Origin of the sequence: Burkholderia sp. MSMB1078WGS (assembly GCF_001528895.1) — a bacterium.
Lineage (GTDB): Bacteria > Pseudomonadota > Gammaproteobacteria > Burkholderiales > Burkholderiaceae > Burkholderia.
Genome location: NZ_LPDI01000101.1, coordinates 171,843 through 188,321, shown reverse-complemented (window position 1 = coordinate 188,321; position 16,479 = coordinate 171,843). Strand labels below are relative to the sequence as shown.

At 65.9% G+C, this 16,479-nt stretch carries 11 protein-coding genes; 7 read left to right on the top strand and 4 right to left on the bottom strand.

Annotated elements, in window-relative coordinates; genetic code table 11:
- Nucleotides 1–144: 144 nt before the first annotated feature.
- From WT24_RS27400 to wecB, 3 genes are all read right to left on the bottom strand, one after another.
- Nucleotides 145–2,469: a xanthine dehydrogenase family protein molybdopterin-binding subunit gene (locus WT24_RS27400; RefSeq protein WP_060036382.1), complete on the bottom strand. Its 2,325-nt coding sequence runs from the start codon at nt 2,467–2,469 to the stop codon at nt 145–147.
- Entirely contained in the window at nt 2,466–2,927 is a 462-nt protein-coding gene (locus WT24_RS27395) for a (2Fe-2S)-binding protein (RefSeq protein WP_060036381.1), read from the bottom strand. The genes WT24_RS27400 and WT24_RS27395 overlap by 4 nt, the downstream gene beginning before the upstream one ends.
- Before the next feature lie 452 nt (nt 2,928–3,379).
- Complete coding sequence (gene wecB, locus WT24_RS27390; protein WP_059502028.1) at nt 3,380–4,597, bottom strand: non-hydrolyzing UDP-N-acetylglucosamine 2-epimerase; 1,218 nt, start codon at nt 4,595–4,597, stop codon at nt 3,380–3,382.
- A gap of 1,186 nt (nt 4,598–5,783) precedes the next feature.
- Between wecB and WT24_RS27385 the strand changes: the two genes are divergently transcribed.
- The 7 genes from WT24_RS27385 to glmS all read left to right on the top strand — a co-directional run bounded on the left by WT24_RS27385 (nt 5,784) and on the right by glmS (nt 15,680).
- On the top strand, nt 5,784–7,346 hold the full coding sequence (locus WT24_RS27385) for a glycosyltransferase family 2 protein (RefSeq protein WP_060036380.1): 1,563 nt from the start codon (nt 5,784–5,786) through the stop codon (nt 7,344–7,346).
- A 3-nt stretch (nt 7,347–7,349) separates the two neighbouring features.
- Nucleotides 7,350–8,345: a polymer-forming cytoskeletal protein gene (locus tag WT24_RS27380; protein WP_059502024.1), complete on the top strand. Its 996-nt coding sequence runs from the start codon at nt 7,350–7,352 to the stop codon at nt 8,343–8,345.
- A 10-nt stretch (nt 8,346–8,355) separates the two neighbouring features.
- Nucleotides 8,356–9,369 (top strand): YaiO family outer membrane beta-barrel protein, encoded by a 1,014-nt coding sequence (locus WT24_RS27375; protein ID WP_060036379.1) that lies wholly within the window; start codon nt 8,356–8,358, stop codon nt 9,367–9,369.
- A 13-nt stretch (nt 9,370–9,382) separates the two neighbouring features.
- Nucleotides 9,383–10,153, top strand: a complete 771-nt coding sequence (locus WT24_RS27370; protein ID WP_060036378.1) for a hypothetical protein — start codon at nt 9,383–9,385, stop codon at nt 10,151–10,153.
- Between the two features lie 333 nt (nt 10,154–10,486).
- Nucleotides 10,487–12,631 carry a hypothetical protein gene (locus tag WT24_RS27365; protein ID WP_059792446.1) on the top strand — a complete coding sequence of 715 codons (2,145 nt, stop codon included), beginning with the start codon at nt 10,487–10,489 and terminating at the stop codon, nt 12,629–12,631.
- A 93-nt stretch (nt 12,632–12,724) separates the two neighbouring features.
- Nucleotides 12,725–13,813, top strand: a complete 1,089-nt coding sequence (locus WT24_RS27360) for a hypothetical protein (protein ID WP_060036377.1) — start codon at nt 12,725–12,727, stop codon at nt 13,811–13,813.
- 49 nt (nt 13,814–13,862) lie between these two features.
- Nucleotides 13,863–15,680 (top strand): glutamine--fructose-6-phosphate transaminase (isomerizing), encoded by a 1,818-nt coding sequence (gene glmS / locus WT24_RS27355; RefSeq protein ID WP_059502013.1) that lies wholly within the window; start codon nt 13,863–13,865, stop codon nt 15,678–15,680.
- A gap of 197 nt (nt 15,681–15,877) precedes the next feature.
- Here the strand turns inward: glmS and WT24_RS33725 are convergent, their stop codons facing one another.
- Nucleotides 15,878–16,438, bottom strand: a complete 561-nt coding sequence (locus tag WT24_RS33725; RefSeq protein ID WP_082742301.1) for an imm11 family protein — start codon at nt 16,436–16,438, stop codon at nt 15,878–15,880.
- Between the last annotated feature and the right edge of the window lie 41 nt (nt 16,439–16,479).

Genomic DNA, 16,479 nt, shown 5'->3' with positions numbered 1-16,479 from the left:
TGCTGGCAGGAATTTAGCACGGTCGTTCGTAAACGACAACGCCGAGCATCGGGGCCGGTTCACGCCAATCATGGGTCCCGGTGTTCGGGGCTTCGAGAGGGGGCCGGGCCGCACGATGCGGCCCGGCGCGGGACAGATACCGCGTCAACCCGCCTGCGGTTTCGCCAGCTGGTCGGCAATCGGCAGGCTGCGGATGCGCGTGCCGGTCGCCGCGAAGATCGCGTTGGTCAGCGCCGGCGCAACGGGCGGCAGACCCGGCTCGCCGACCCCGCCGAGCGGCGTCGCGAAATCGTCCGGCGCAACGAGATGCACGCGGATTTCGCGCGGCGCCTCGTTCATTCTCAGCACCTGGAAGCCGTTGAAGTTGCTCTGCTCCGGATGGCCGTCCTTGAACGTGATCTCGCCGTGCAGCGCGATGCCGAGCCCCATCACCACCGCGCCCTCGAGCTGCGAGCGCACCCGCTCCGGATTGACCTGCGGCCCGCAATCGATCGCGATGTCGACGAGCGGCACCGAAATCCTGCCGTCCGCATCGACCTGCACCTCGCACACCGCGGCCGTGTACGACACGAAGCTGCGATGCGCGGCGATTCCGAGCCCGTGCCCCTTCGGGAGCTTGCGCCCCCACCCGGCTTCGCGCGCGACCGTCTCGATCACGCGCCGCAGGCGCCCGGTGTCGACCGGATACAGCGCGGGATCCTCGCCGTAGTTCACGTTCTTCACCGTGATGTGCGGCTCGAAACGCCGCGCAGGCCCGATCAGTTCGAGCAGGAAATCCTTCGGATCGCGACCGGCGGCATGCGCGAGTTCCGACACGAAACTCTGGATGCCGAACGCATGCGGGATGTTGTACACCGAGCGGAACCAGCCGATCCGCGTGTGCGCTTCCGCAGCCGGATTCTCGATCCGCACGTTCGGAATCGCGAACGGCAGATCCGCGATGCCTTGCGCGAGCTCGCCCGGCTGCTCGTGCACGACGCCGGCCCGGAACGTCGACTGGATCGACGGCGCGACCGTGCGATGCTGCCACGCGATCACCTTGCCCGACGCATCGATCCCGCCGTCGAACGCTTCGAGCGACACCGCGTGGAAGTAGTCGTGCGCGATGTCGTCCTCGCGCGTGAACGTCAGCTTCACGGGCGCGCCGACCGCCTTCGACAGCAGCGCGGCTTCCACCACGTAATCGGGCTTCGACTTGCGGCCGAAGCCGCCGCCGAGCAGCGTCACGTTGACCGTCACGCGCTCGGTCGGCAACGCGAGCGCCTTCGCGATCTCGTCGCGCGTGGTCTGCGGGGCCTGCGTGCAGGTCCACACTTCGCAGCGCCCGTCGGCCACCCGCGCGACGGCCGCTGGCGGTTCCATCGTCGCATGGGCGAGATGCGGAATGTAGTACGTCGCACGCACGCGTTTCGCGGCGCCGGCGAGCGCGGCGGCCGCGTCGCCGTCGTTGCGGATCACGTCGCCCGGCTGCGCGGCGGCCGCTTCGAGCGTCTTGCGATACGCAGCCGAGTCGTAGTCCGCATGCTGCCCGCGCTTCCAGTCGATCTTCAACTGCGCGCGTGCCTGGATGGCCGTCCACGTATCGCGCGCAATGACGGCCACCCCGCCGAGCGGCTGGAAGCCGGACGGCAGCGGCGCCGACGCCAACTGCACGACCTTGACGACACCCGGCAGCTTCTCGGCGGTCGATGCATCGAACGACGCCACCGTGTCGCCGTAGGCCGGCGGCCGTGCGACGACCGCATACAGCATGCCGTCGAGCCGCGTATCGATCCCGTACTGCGCACGGCCGCCGACGATGTCGCGTCCGTCTATCAACGCCGTCTTGCCCTTGCCGATATAGCGGAATTCGGCCGGCGCCTTCAGCGCGAGCGTCTTCGTATCCGGCACCGGCAGCGCGGCCGCTTTCGCCGCCAGCTCGCCGAAGCCGAGCTTGCGCCCGCTCCTGGTATCGACGACCTCGTGCACCGTCACCTTCACCTGACCCACGTCGACGCCCCACACGGCAGCCGCCGCCTGCGCGAGCATCGTGCGTGCGGCCGCGCCCGCGCGGCGCAGCGCGGCGAAGCTCTGGCGCAGGCTGCGCGATCCATCGGTGTTCTGGTTGCCGTAGCGCGGCTCGTCGCCGACCGCTTGCGCGACCTTCACGCGCGCCCAGTCCGCGCCCAGCTCGTCGGCCACCACGAGTGCGACGCTCGTGCGCACGCCCTGCCCCATCTCGGAGCGGATGCAGGTCACCGTGACGGTGCCGTCCGCTGCGATCGCAACGAACAGGTTCGGATCGTCGCGCAATCCGTGCGGCATCCCCGCGCCGCCATATTGCGGATTCGCGCTGACGGGCGGCTGCACCGGGGCAGCCGCGTGCGCCAGTGACGGCACGCCGAATGCGAGCAACAGCCCGCCGGACGCGAAACCGAGCAGCAGCGCACGACGGCTTTCGTTGCGGACGGAGAGTTCGGGCGCGCTCATGCGTCACCTCCGCGGCGCACGGCAAGCTTGATCGCCGCGCGAATGCGCGTATAGGTGCCGCAGCGGCAGATGTTGCCGGACATCGCATCGTCGATATCGGCGTCGGTCGGATGAGGATTCGTCTTCAGCAGCGACGCGGCCTGCATGATCTGCCCGGACTGGCAGTAGCCGCATTGCGCGACGTTCAACTCCTGCCACGCCTGCTGCAGCGGATGCGTGAGGTCCGTCGACAGCCCCTCGATCGTCGTCACGCGCTTGCCCGACGCCGCCGCGACCGGCGTGATGCACGACCGGATCGCCACGCCATCGAGATGCACGGTGCACGCACCGCACAGCGCCATCCCGCAGCCGAACTTGGTGCCGGTGTGGCCGAGAACATCGCGCAGATACCAGAGCAACGGCATGTCGGGATTGCCGTCGAAGTGCTGCTCGCTACCGTTGACGGTCAGCGTGATCATCGTTCACCTCCTGGTTGCGATGCCCGCCGGGCAGGCATCGGGTGGGGATTCGAACGGCGCGGCTCACGTTCCGGACGATCAGGCAGGCGTGGCGCCGTTTCGTCGACCGTGTCGCGTGCAGGCACGGTCGGGCAGATGCCGCGAACGCCGCTGTCGGCCGGTTGCCTGCGCAACCTTTCAATCTCACTCCGGCCAGCCGTTCGTCCGCATGGATCGCCGTCCGCATTATCGAGCCATTTCGGATTCGGCGTCGGATCGGCGCGATTCGGGCTTTTCAGGCAAACGGGGAGAAAGCACGCGCCGGAACGGGGCGTGTCGGTGGCGTGACTTTGAATGCGTCGGGGAAATTCGCTTCGGGTCGTCACGTGCGAGCATCGGCCCGACCTAACGGCCGGACCGGATGCGCGACGTCCACACCGAAGGCGCCCGAGCAGGCTACCGCGCGCTCCGTGTCACGGCGACCGCAACGCCTGCAACCCGAGCGTGAGCGCGTTGAACGGCATCTCCGTGGCGCCCATCGAGAAACTCGTCGTCTTCGTGGGCGCCCCGGGCGTACGCATCAGCGCATGAACGATCCGCTCGCTCGCATGGCCGTCGCCGTATGGATTGCTCGCATGCGACATTTCCTCGTACGCGCTCTCGCTGTCGAACAGCCGCGACGCCTCCCAGACGATCCTGTCCCGATCGGTGCCGACGAGCCGCGCGGTGCCGGCCTGAATCGCCTCGGGCCGCTCGGTCGTCTCGCGCGTGACGAGCACCGGCTTGCCGAGCGCCGGCCCTTCTTCCTGAATGCCACCCGAATCCGTGATGATGAAATAAGCACGCGACATCAGGAATACGAACGAAAGATATTCCTGCGGCTCGATCAGGTAAATATTGGGAATATCGCCGAGCCGTGCGCGCGCCGGCTCCCGCACGTTCGGGTTCAGGTGCAGCGGATAGACGAACTGCGCATCGCGATAGCGGTTCGCCAGCGTGCACAGTGCATCGCAGAAATGCCGGAACGGTTCGCCGAAACTTTCCCGGCGGTGGCCGGTGATCAGCACGACGCGCCGCGACGGTTCGAGAAACGGAAAGTACGCGGCAATCCTGTCCGACAGCGCGGCGGTGCGATCCAGCATGCGCTTGACCTCGTGCAACGCATCGATCACGGTATTGCCGGTCAGCGACACCGCGCCGCCCGGCACGCCCTCGCTCAACAGGTTGTCGCGCGCCAGCCCGGTCGGCGCGAAATGCCATGACGACACCGCATCGGTCACGCGGCGATTCAGCTCCTCCGGCCACGGCGACCAGATGTCGCCGCTGCGCAAGCCGGCCTCCACGTGACCGACCGGCAGATAACGATAGAACGCCGCCAGGCTCACGGCGAGCGTGGTCGTCGTATCGCCGTGTACCAATACGACGTCCGGCCGAAATTCGTCGAAGACCATGCCGATCGCCTGAAGAATGCCGGTCGTCACGTCGGTCAGCGTCTGGCCTTGCCGCATCAGGTTGAGATCGTAGTCGGGCTTGATGTCGAACAGCGTCAGCACCTGGTCGAGCATTTCCCGATGCTGCGCGGTCACGCATACCCGGGCGTCGACATCCGTCTGCGCCTTCAGCGCGCGCACCAGCGGTGCCATCTTGATGGCCTCCGGCCGGGTCCCGAACACAAGCAAGATCTTCTTCATCGTTATCCTCGTTTTAGCCGCTTCGTGCCCGGCGATCCTGCACACGGCGCGAAGCATGTATTCGGGCCGCGCATCCCGTACTCGCATGCGATCGACACGCGGCGGTGCTGCGGGGCGAGCGCGCTGCCTCGTCCGCGCGGTCCGGGCCGCGTGAATCGTCGTGCTACCGGGGCGTCCCGTCGTATCGAAGCGATCACGTCATGAGCCGTTCCTCGCTGTGTCGAGCGTCAAGTCCTCCCAATACAGCAATATTCAAACCAGCCGGCCCGCATCCCGGCTTGCTTCGTTCCACGGCCATCGCGTGCGGACGGCGCGATGCGGAATGTTTCACAACTGCTACGGACCCTCGCATCGCCGGTTCGACGCGACGACGACGAACGGCCGGACGCTCGCACGATCCGTCTGACGACGTCGTCCGATGAATCGCACGTGCATGTCGAGTACCCGTGACGAAGCGAATCGCGTATACCTTTCGACGCGCTTTGCGTCGCCTCGATTCGCCACTTTCGTCTGTGCAGTGCGCGGCACGCACCCGAGCGTCGACTACCGTCGCGCGCACTGGATTTCCTGCCACCCGACGGGGCTTGCGTCACACGAATCGCGGTTGTGGGAAATGTTGCGAATCTGTAACGCCGAGCCGAAACCGGCAAATACATCGGAGTCCGGTCCATTCGTCTCACGTGACGGCGGTTCCCGTTTCGACCGCTCGACCGACCCGCACACGATGCACGACGCACGGCGATCAATCACGCCAAGCCGCACCCGGCACGGCAACATCGACAGGCCGGACGACCCGGTCGCCGCGCGCCCTGCTCGCTGCGTGCGATCGGCCGTCGGGAGCGAACGCGACGCGCGCACGCTGATTCGTCGATGAATCAAAACGCGTCGACTGCACGTCTGCCGCATCCGTTCCCCGTGCGTGGCCCCTTGCTGCGCGGGGCATCGCGGCAGATGGCTCACGCCTTGCTTAACGTCAGACGGGTGGGTCCCGAAACACTCGCATGGCAGCAGACAGATGGGGACGCCACAGCAACGAAGCCGGGAGGCGACGCCACGCGTCCGTCCGGGGGCAACCGATCACCGCCCCAGTGCGACGAATGCGCGACCGCTTCCCATTGACATCCGCGCGATCCACGGAGCGCCTTCAGCTCTCATCGGTCGTCGTTGCGGGCACGGGGACCAGAACATGAAGCAAACGCGGATGGCGTCACTCTGCGAGCAAGGCATCCTGCTGCTGATCGTGCTTGCCTGCTCGCTGATCGCGCGCGACACCGCATCGCAGGCGATCGCCGAACCGGCCCGGCTCGACTTGCCCGCCGCGACCGCCACCAACGCCGCGACCGCCCGGATCGCGATGGAGCGCACCGCGCTCGGCAGCGCGACGCTCCCGTTCGCCGCACCGGCGTCGCCCGATCCCGATGCGTCGCGCGCGCCGCCGCCCGCCGCCACGCCAGACCTCGCGTTCGATCCCGAACTGCTGCTGATGCCGTGCGTCGCGTATCTGTGGCTGTTCACGCTGTTGACGTGCGGGTATGCCGCACGGCATTACGTATTCAGCCTCGACCGCCTGTTCAAGCCGCAGCGCGCGCCCTACCGGACGATGACGCACGGCGATTGGCCGCGGCTCACGGTCTTCGTCGCCGCCCACAACGAGGAAACCGTCATCGTCGATTGCCTGATGGCGCTGCTGGCCACGACCTATCCGCGCGACCGGCTGACGATCGTCCCGGTCAACGACCGCTCGACCGACAACACGCGCGCATTGATCGACGAAGTCCGGGCACTCGCGCCCGAGCTGATCCGGCCGTTTCACCGCGATACCGGCAAGCCGGGCAAGGCAGCCGCGCTGAAGGACGCGCTGCGCTTCATCCGCGGCGACATCATGGTGGTATTCGACGCCGACTACCTGCCGCGTCCGGGGCTGCTGAAGGAACTGGTCGCGCCGTTCTTCGATCCGGAAGTCGGCGCGGTGATGGGCCGCGTCGTGCCGCAGAACGCCGACAGCAACCTGCTCGCGCGGCTGCTCGATCTCGAGCGCGCGGGCGGCTACCAGGTCAATCAGCAAGCCCGCAACAATCTCAACCTGGTGCCGCAGTACGGCGGCACGGTCGGCGGCATTCGCAAGAGCGCGCTCGACGCCGTGGGCGGCTGGTGCGACGACACGCTCGCCGAAGATACCGACATGACCTACCGCCTGCTGCTGAGCGACTGGCGCACGGTCTATCTGAACCACGCCGAATGTTACGAGGAAGTGCCGGAGCGCTGGGCCGTCCGCGCCCGGCAACTGACGCGCTGGGCGAAGGGCCACAACCAGACGATGCTGCGCCATCTGGTCCCGGTACTGCGCAATCCGCTGATCTCGCGACGCTGCCGGCTCGACGGCGCGCTGCTGCTCGGCGTGTTCGCGATGCCGGCGCTGCTCGCGCTCGCATGGAGCGCCGCGCTCGCGCTCTACCTGTTCAACGGCGTCAACTCGACCGCCCTCGGCCTGCTCCTGTCGCTGTTCGCGCTGTTCTCGTTCAGCACCTTCGGCAACTTCGGCGTGTTCTTCGAGATCGTCGTCGCCGCACGGCTCGACGGCCGCTCGACGCGCCTGCGGCTCGTGCCGGTCAACGTCGTCGGCTTTTGCGTGACGATTGCGGCGGTCGTCTCCGCACTCTGGGGACTCGCGCTCGACGCCGCGTTCCGCCGCGAACTGAAATGGGACAAGACCGAGCGTTTTCGCCGGCAGTTGAAACCGGAGCGATGAGCGATGACGACCTTCAATGTGATGGTGCCGGTGGCCGGCGTGCTCACCCTGCCGTTCCTGCCGATGCTGCATGAACTGATCCGGCGCAGCGACGTCGCGGCGCTGCCGATCGGCGACGGGCCGTTCGTCGATCAGGCGCTGCTCGCCGCGCGCTGGCACGACGCGCTGCGCGCGCACGTGGCCGGCACGCCACCGGCGGATGCGTCCGTCGCGCCGCCGTGGCAAGCGCTCGGGCTGGCTGTCGAGCATGACGAGACGATCCATGTCGCACGCGACGCGCATCGCGACGACGTGCTCTACGCCAGCCGCGCGATCACGCTCGACGATGGCGCACGCGCGGCATACGCGTTCGCCGACGAGCACATCGACATCCGCGCCGGCGCGACGATCGGCACGCTCGCGCATGCGCCGCTGATCGACGTCGACGACGCGGTGCTCCGTGGCGTCGTGGTCGGCGACACATTGCGCCTGCGCGGCGCCGGCGGCTTCGCGTGCCTGTATGGCGAGCCGATCGTTTTCGGCGCGGCGCCCCGCGCGCGACCCGCGGACACGCCGCCCGCCCCGCGCCGCGCGGTCTCGCTCACCCGCCACTTCGCATCGCTGCCGCATCGCTTCCTGCACGGTCGTTACCTGCTGCCGTGCGACGTTCGCCTGCCCGCGCACACGGTCGTGCAAGGCAACCTGATCGTCGAAGGGACGCTCGTACTCGGCGAAGGCTGCGTGCTGCGCGGCAGCGTCAAGGCGCATCGCGTCGAACTCGAACGTCACGCGTTGCTGCATGGCGCGGTATTCGCGCGCGACGACGTGTTGCTCGCCAACGCGAGCTGCATCGACGGCGTCGTATCGGCCGGCGGCTTGCTTCGGCTGACGGGTGCGCGCATCGGCGTCGCCGGTCATCCGGTCAGTGCGTGTGCGCGCGACGTCTCGGTCGTCAATCATGCCTGCGTGCATGGCGATCTCGTTGCATGGCGCAGCGGTTGGTTCCACACATCCCGTTAAGGAGCGCCTCATGTCCGATCGCCCCAGCCATCGCGGCCCGCGCGTGCCGGTTGCCACCCTCGCGATGCTGTGCGGCGTCGCCTTCGGCGCGCCCGCGGCGCTGGCGGCGCAGCCGGACGATGAGGTCGCCATGCCGACCGTGCAACCTCCGCCCCCCACGACCGTCATCACGCCACGGCAGCGCGACGAATCGATGTTCGTGCGCGTGGACGCCGAAGGCCTGCCGGACGGTGTGCCGCTCGCCGAGTTCACGCCCGAGGATACGAACCGGCCGCCGCTGCCCGATGCAGTCGTCACACATGTGCAGGCGCCGCAGGCGTCCCACACCGAATTGTCGCTCGGCTATTCGAGCGCACACCTGACGCACGGCTACGGCGACTGGTACGGCGTGCACCTGCGCGGCGTCTATCAGGATGGCGGGCGCACCGTGCTCGGCGAACTGGCGCAATTGCACCGCTTCGACGAGAACACGCAGCTCGGTGCGCTGACCTACGTGCAGGACCTCGGCCCCGACTGGTTCGGCGGAATCGGCTTTTCCGGCACCACCTCGGGCACGATCCTGCCGAGTGCCCGCGTCGACGTGTCGATCAATCGCAAGCTATTGTCCGATCGTTCGCTGGTCGTGTCGCTCGGCGCCGGCTACGCATGGAACCGCAGCGGCCACCGCGATCAGCTCTATCACGCCGGCGTGATCTGGTATGCATTGCCGAAGTGGATTTTCGAGGCGGGCGCGAACTATACGGTCGATTCGCCCGGATCGGTGAAGGCGCCCGCCTACTACGGCGCCGTCACCTACGGCGAAGTCGGCAAGAGCGTGATCGTGCTGCGCGGCGGCGTCGGCCGCGAAGCGTACCAGGTCACCGGTTCAGGCACGCAGATCGCCGATTTCCGCAGCCACGAGATCACCGCGAAATGGCGCTACTGGTTCACGCGCAAGTGGGGGACACAACTCGAATTCGTCTATTACCACAACCCGTACTACTCACGAATCGGCGGCGAACTCAGCGTCTTCTATCGCTGGTAACCGGGCGGGCGCCATGCACACGCATCCCGTCCGTCCTCCCGTCGATCGTTCGCTGCGCACCCACGCGCACCCGCAACGCTGGCTCTTGTCGATCGCGCTGCTGACGCCCGCGCTGTACGCGTCGCTGTGGTTCGGATTGCCGCTCGCGTGGCGCTACTGGCGCGCGGTCATGGCGTGGGGCGCGCAGCAGATCGATCCGGCACTTCATGTGATCGTGATCGGCTATCCGCCCGATGCGCCGCGCGTGCCGCTGCTGTCGATCGACGTCGCCGCCCGCTGGCCGGGCGGCATCCTGCTCGCCGCCACCGCCGCGCTCTGTGCGACCGGCTTCGCCGCATCTTTCATCCGGCGGACGAACTGGTTGCCCGTTGCATATCTGTTACGTATCGCGAGCTTTACCCAACTGCTGATTTGCGCGTACTTCTGGCTCGCGCCCGGCACGTTCTCGTATGTCCCGCAACTGCATCTGCGCGACATGTTCGTGCTGCACGGCGCAGCGATCGCGCTGGTTCCGCTGGTCATGGCCGCGCTGTACTACCCGCTCGATTTCTCGCTGCCGCAAAAAGCCGTCGCATCGCTGCTGATGCTCGGCTACTTCGTGTTCGCGCTGCCATTCGTGATGCTGCTGCACGCGACGATCATCCATCACGGCTCGCTGCTGTTCCTGCCGTTCTGCTATTTCCTGCTCGGCGGCCCGCTGCTGATCGGCCTGCTGGTGACGCTCTATACCTACTGTGCAAGCTGGCCCGGCGCGCTGACGCGCGATCGCGATTCCGTCTGCTGATAGCGCGTCCAAACGCACCGTATCAGCGATGAAACGATTCCGCCGTGTTTCCGAACGCGCCGCGCGACGCGCATCGCAGGAAGCCAGCAGGACCGGGCTTCCTGCGCCAATGGCACGTTGTTCGCTTCTTCCAAAACGTCGCATCGAGTCCTCTCACCGGCGAAGGCTGCGCGGCAGACCGGCGCATTGGCGCAATCCGGCCGGCGTCTACACGCACCGCTCGATACCCGACGAACCGGACAGCCGCACACACCTACGGGGCTGGATTGGTCGACCTGGCGACACCGCATCCCGGCTGCCGCACGCCCCCATTCCTTGAGCGAGGAGCACACCATGTTGGCAAAGTCAGGCAAGTTCTTGCGGATCCTGTTCGCGCTGTTCGCGCTCGCGTTCGCATTCAGTCCAGGCGGCGCTCGGGCAGCCAGCAACCAGCTTCTCCTGTTGGTGCCCGACACGCTGACGCTGCCCGATTCGCGCGTGTCGGCATGGCTCGACAGTGCCCAGGAGGAAGGGTTGCAGATCAAGGTGATGACCGACAGCCAGTTCATGGCGGCCGGCGCGTCGCTGTCGCAGTATCCGGGCCTGATCCTGCCCGACCAGGTGCATACGACGGCCGACGACACGCTCGTGACGGCGATCCAGAACTATGCGCTGAACGGCGGCAAGGTGATGCTCGTCTACGATTTCGGCGTCCTGAACGCGGCCGGCTTCTACGTCAGCCCGAAATCGCGCTTCAGCAGCATGGTCGGTGTGGACTATGTGCTGTACGACCAATACGGCGGCAACATGATCGGCCTCGGCAACGTGACCGGCATGAGCAGCTGGCTGCGCACGCTCCAGGTGCCCCCCGGCAAGTCGATGGCATGGACCACGGCTTCGTCGTCCCCCACGACGGCGACCGCGCTCGCATCGACGAGCACCGCGGGCACGTCGACGAGTTCGACGTCGACGTCGGGCAGCGCCCTGTTTCTGGCCGCCAGTCCGTCGAATCCGGGTGGCCTCGTCAATTACAACCACGGGGCATGGTTCCAGTACACGACGCCGCCCACGGGCAGCGGCGTGTTGAGCCAATCGCTTCCGAAGCTTACCGGCACCGTGACCGGCAAGCTGAAGAAGACCACGACGTATACCGCCAGCTCGCTCCTGAGCACGTCGACCGGCAAGAAGGCCAACACGCTCGCGTCGACGCTGGCCACCAGCACCGACACGCTCGAAGGCATCTCCGGTTACGTATACGGCTTTCTCACCTATCCGAGTTTCGTCACGCAGGGGACGTATACCGGCACGACGATCCTGACTTCACCGACCTTCGGGCTGGTGTCCGGCTACAACACGTACGGCAACGGCGGCGTGCTGTTCGTCAACCTGCCGCTCGCCTACCTCGACGGCCAGACCGACGGCATGCTGATTCACGGCTACCTGCATTATTTCGGCACGCAGATGCTGAACCTGGCGTCGCTGTCGCCGCTGCCGAAGGCAATGCCGGGTCTCGTATTCAACTGGCACTTCTGCGCGGGCGACCAGATCCAGCCGGCGCTTTACCTGAAGAGCCTCGGCGTCTGGAACAACGGGCCGTTCTCGCTCGTCATCACGGCCGGCCCCGATGAAGCGACATTCGGCGACGGCAACGGCATCAACCTCGCCAACAACCCCACCGCGCAGAATCTCGTCAAGTATTTCGTGACCAAGGGCCAGCACGTCGGCAGCCACGGCGGCTGGATCCACGATTACTGGGGGGCGAATGCGAGCGAAACGAACGCGAGCACGTTCACGCAGTACCTGGTGATGAACCACCAGGCCGTTCAGGCCGCGACGGGCTTGCCCGATGTCGAGTATGCGGCGCCGGAAGGCAACACGCCGACCTGGTCGGTCAACTGGCTCGAAAGCAACGGCTTCAACGGCTACTACTTCACCGGCCACACCGGCTCGCCGCCGACCCGCGCATACCGCAACGGCGCACTGCTGAACCCGGGCCTGTGGGCATACCCGGTGATGCCGTTCGGCAAGTACGCGACGTTCGAGGAGTTCCAGCAGTACGCGGTGCCGACGAGCGACGTGAACAACTGGTACGCATCCTTGATGAACTTCGTCGTCGCGAACCGCACGAGCCGGCTGATCTACGCGCACCCGCTCGGTGCGTCGTCCTACACGTCGACGTTGTCCGCGATCTTCTCGCAAGCCAATACGCTGAAACTGATGGGTCAGTTCAGGTGGTACACGATGAGCGACATCACGATCTTCGACCGCGCGCGCCTGAACGTCACATGGTCGGCCACCGACACGGGCAGCGGCTGGACGTTCGCCGCCAGCCACCCGACCAGCCTCGCGAACATGACGTGGCTGCTGCCGAAGAAGGGCTTCGCACTGCCGTCGATCACGCAAGGCACCGGCAGCGTCGTCATCACCGACGCGACCTACTGGCTCGTGACCGCGAACGGCGGCACCAGTCTCACGTTCACCAGCGCCAAGGTGCACTGAGCCGCGACATCGACACACCCGCCGGCGCGCGACGCGGCCAACGCCGCACCCGGCGGGATTTGCGCAGGACCACCGCGCAGGAGCCCCCAGATCATGAACCGGCCCGCGCTTTTCCCGGCCGCACGCGCACGCGCGGCGGCCACCGCCCGGCTATGCCGCCGGTGGTGCGTCGCCTGCTGTGTTGCCGCATGCGGCGTCGCGCTGCATGCGAACGCTGCCGAACTCCAGCTCAACGGACTCTACCAGCGCCCCGACGGCGCGATCACCGTACGCCTGAACGGCTCCGGCATCGATCCTTATTTCGCGGCGAAGGCGCTGCTCGGCGCCGCCGATGCCGGGCTCGACGCCCATCAGGCCGCGCTCGCATGGATCGCATGGCTGTTGCCGCGCCAGCGTCCGGACGGCGGTTTCGATCGCTACTGCGTGAAGAGCGGCCAGTACAGCGCCTGTGCCGAAGCCGACGCCGACGACGCGATGATGGCGACCTGGATCGAACTCCTCGCCCGCTTCGCACCGCCCGACGGCCTGCCTGCCGCATGGGAACTCAGCCTCAATCGCGCAGGTGCGCATCTCGACACGCTGCTCGGCAAGCCCACCGGCGTTTATCAGATCTCGTCGACGCTGCACGTCGCGCTGCTGATGGACAACGTCGAGGTGCACAGCGCGTTCCGGGCGCTCGCGGCGTATTACGTCCGGCATGCCGATTACGCACGCGCCGGCCCGTGGAGCCAGCGCGCCGACCGGCTCGCGTCCGCGATCCTGAAGGTGTTCTGGCGCGGCATGCAGACCGGTTTTCGCGCGAGCACGCAGCGCATCAGCGACACGACGTTCTATCCAGCGAAAGTCGCACAAATCTTTCCGCTCCTGTCGGGTATTCAGGTTCCCGAACAATCGAACGAGACGATCTATGCGCAGTGGATGCAGAAGTACGGCAAGACCTGGCTTCAACTCGCCGGATCCGATTATCCGTGGGGCTTGATCGCACTGGTCGCATTCAAGATGAACGACAGGAGCACGGTCGCGTGCTGGCATGCGCGATCGGGCCCGTACCGGCACGGCGCGCACTGGAACGTACTGGAGGAGGCGCTTTACCTGGCATTCGAAAGCCGGATGGCCGACCCGGTCGCGCCCGCTCAATGCGGCTTCACGACGGCGGCGACGACGGAGACCGCGTCGCGCTGATCCACGCGTGCGCACGGTTCAGGGACATCTACAGGGAAGGAGACGAGTCATGTGTGGCATCGTCGGCGCGGTCGCGCAACGGGATATCGTCCCGATTCTGATCGAGGGTCTGCGCCGCCTCGAATATCGCGGCTACGACTCATGCGGGGTGGCGACGGTCGTCGACGGCCAGGCACGCCGCGAGCGCAGCATGTCGCGCGTCGCCGATCTCGACGCCCACGTACGCAGCGCCGGCCTGACCGGCAGCACCGGCATCGCCCACACGCGCTGGGCAACCCACGGCGCGCCCGCCACCTGCAATGCGCATCCGATCTTCTCGCGCGACGAAATCGCGCTGGTTCACAACGGCATCATCGAGAACCACGAAACGTTGCGCAAGCAACTTTCCGACGCACACTACGAGTTCGACGGTCAGACCGACACCGAAGTGGTCGCGCATCTGATCCACAGCAAGTATCGCGGCGACCTCCTCGCCGCCGTACGCGATGCGACCTCGCAACTGCACGGCGCCTATGCGATCGCGGTGTTCAGCAAGCACGAGCCGCAGCGGCTGATCGGCGCGCGAGCCGGCTCGCCGCTCGTCGTCGGCGTGAAGGACGGCGAATGCTTTCTCGCGTCCGACGCGCTTGCGCTCGCCGGCATCACCGACCGCTTCATCTTTCTCGAGGAAGGCGACATCGTCGAACTGACGCCGGGTGGCGTACGGGTGCTCGATCGCGCCGGCGCGCCGGTCGAACGCGCGATACAGACCGTTTCGTCCGCGCAAGGCGTGGTCGAACTCGGGCCATACCGGCACTTCATGCAGAAGGAAATCTTCGAGCAGCCGCAGGCCGTGGCCGCGACCATTCCCGATGCCGGGCTGTTCGATCCCGCAGTATTCGGCCCGGACGCCGCGCGCGCGTTCGAGCAGATCGACAACGTGCTGATCCTCGCGTGCGGCACGAGCCACTATTCCGGCCTGACTGCGCGCCGCTGGCTCGAGACGATCGCGCGCATCCCCGCGCAGGTCGAGATTGCGAGCGAATACCGCTACAGCGACGCGCTCGCGATGCCGAATACGCTGGTGGTCAGCGTGTCGCAATCCGGCGAGACCGCGGACACGCTCGCCGCGCTCAAGTATGCGCAGGCGCTCGGCCACATCGACACGCTGGCGATCTGCAACGTGCCGACCAGCGCGATGATGCGCCAGACCGGCTTGCGCTTCCTGACACGTGCCGGCCCGGAAATCGGCGTCGCGTCGACCAAAGCGTTCACGACGCAGCTCGTCGCGCTGTTCATTCTCGCCGTCACGCTCGGGCGGCTGCGCGGCTACGTCGACGACGCGCAGCTCGCGCGCTACACGATGCAGTTGCGGCGCCTGCCGGGCGCGCTCGAAGACGTGCTGGGGCTGGAGCCGCAGGTCGCGCGCTGGGCCGCGGAATTCTCGCGACATGAAAACGCGCTGTTTCTCGGGCGCGGGCTGCACTACCCGATCGCGCTCGAAGGTGCGCTGAAGCTGAAGGAAATCTCGTATATCCATGCGGAAGCGTATCCGGCCGGCGAGCTGAAACACGGGCCGCTCGCGCTCGTCACGCATACGATGCCCGTCGCCACGATCGCGCCGAACGACGCGCTGCTCGAAAAGCTCAAGTCGAACATGCAGGAAGTGCGTGCGCGTGGCGGGCAGCTTTATGTGTTCGCGGACGCCGATACGCGGATCGATAACGGCGAAGGCGTGTCGGTGCTGCGGATGCCGGACTACTATGGGTTGCTGTCGCCGATTCTGCACGTCGTGCCGTTGCAACTGCTCGCGTATCACGCGGCGTGCTTGCGGGGTGCGGATATCGACAAGCCGAGGAATCTGGCGAAATCGGTGACGGTGGAGTGATGGGCGGTTTGCCTCTCGCATTCGCTTCAACTGATCGAGTGACAACGTTGCTGCTCCGCTAAATTCTTTTCGTTGGCCTACCCGCGCATAGAGGCCAAGAAGCTGACCACCCCCAACGTATGATTCTCGCAACTTACTCTCGTGAGATCGAAGCAGCCTGCACCAGGCTCGGACCAGTCACACAGAGTTGCTAAACCCTATTTATCAGACTGAGAAATAATCTCGCTGAAATCGAACCCCTTTAGCCTATTTTGCTCTACAAGCTCTCTAAAACGCTCGGATACGAATACTGTAGCAGGACTTTCTTTTAGGCGAAATATATCAACCCCTTCAATTTGACTCTTCAGAAGAAATATTTTATTAAAAACCGTTGCCCGAGGATAGACTTTGAATTTTGATGCAGCCATATCGACAGCATTCTCTATCACCCGGGTTACATGAAATCCGGACATGTCTTTTATCGGGGCATCGACCTGCAATATCTCCCCGCTGTCACGAAGTACCGGCGCCAATACATCCAGCGCCCTCTCACTAAACACGAGAAACGGAGATAGCATCGTATGAACGTCGCTAGTCTTTTTTCTGCGCGAAGTGTCCCACGTAAGCTTAACGGGGTCGTAGTCGCGGCCAAACCCTCGCCCACATAGCGTGGTTGCTCGTATAGCTACGCTCTTGTCATATGCGATTTCACAGTCATCATCGACTTGAACGAGAGGCTGAAATGCTTCATCCTGCCTCAAACCGTAAACGTCACTCACGCATTGCCTCACATCCAAATCATAGCGCCCAGATAAATAGC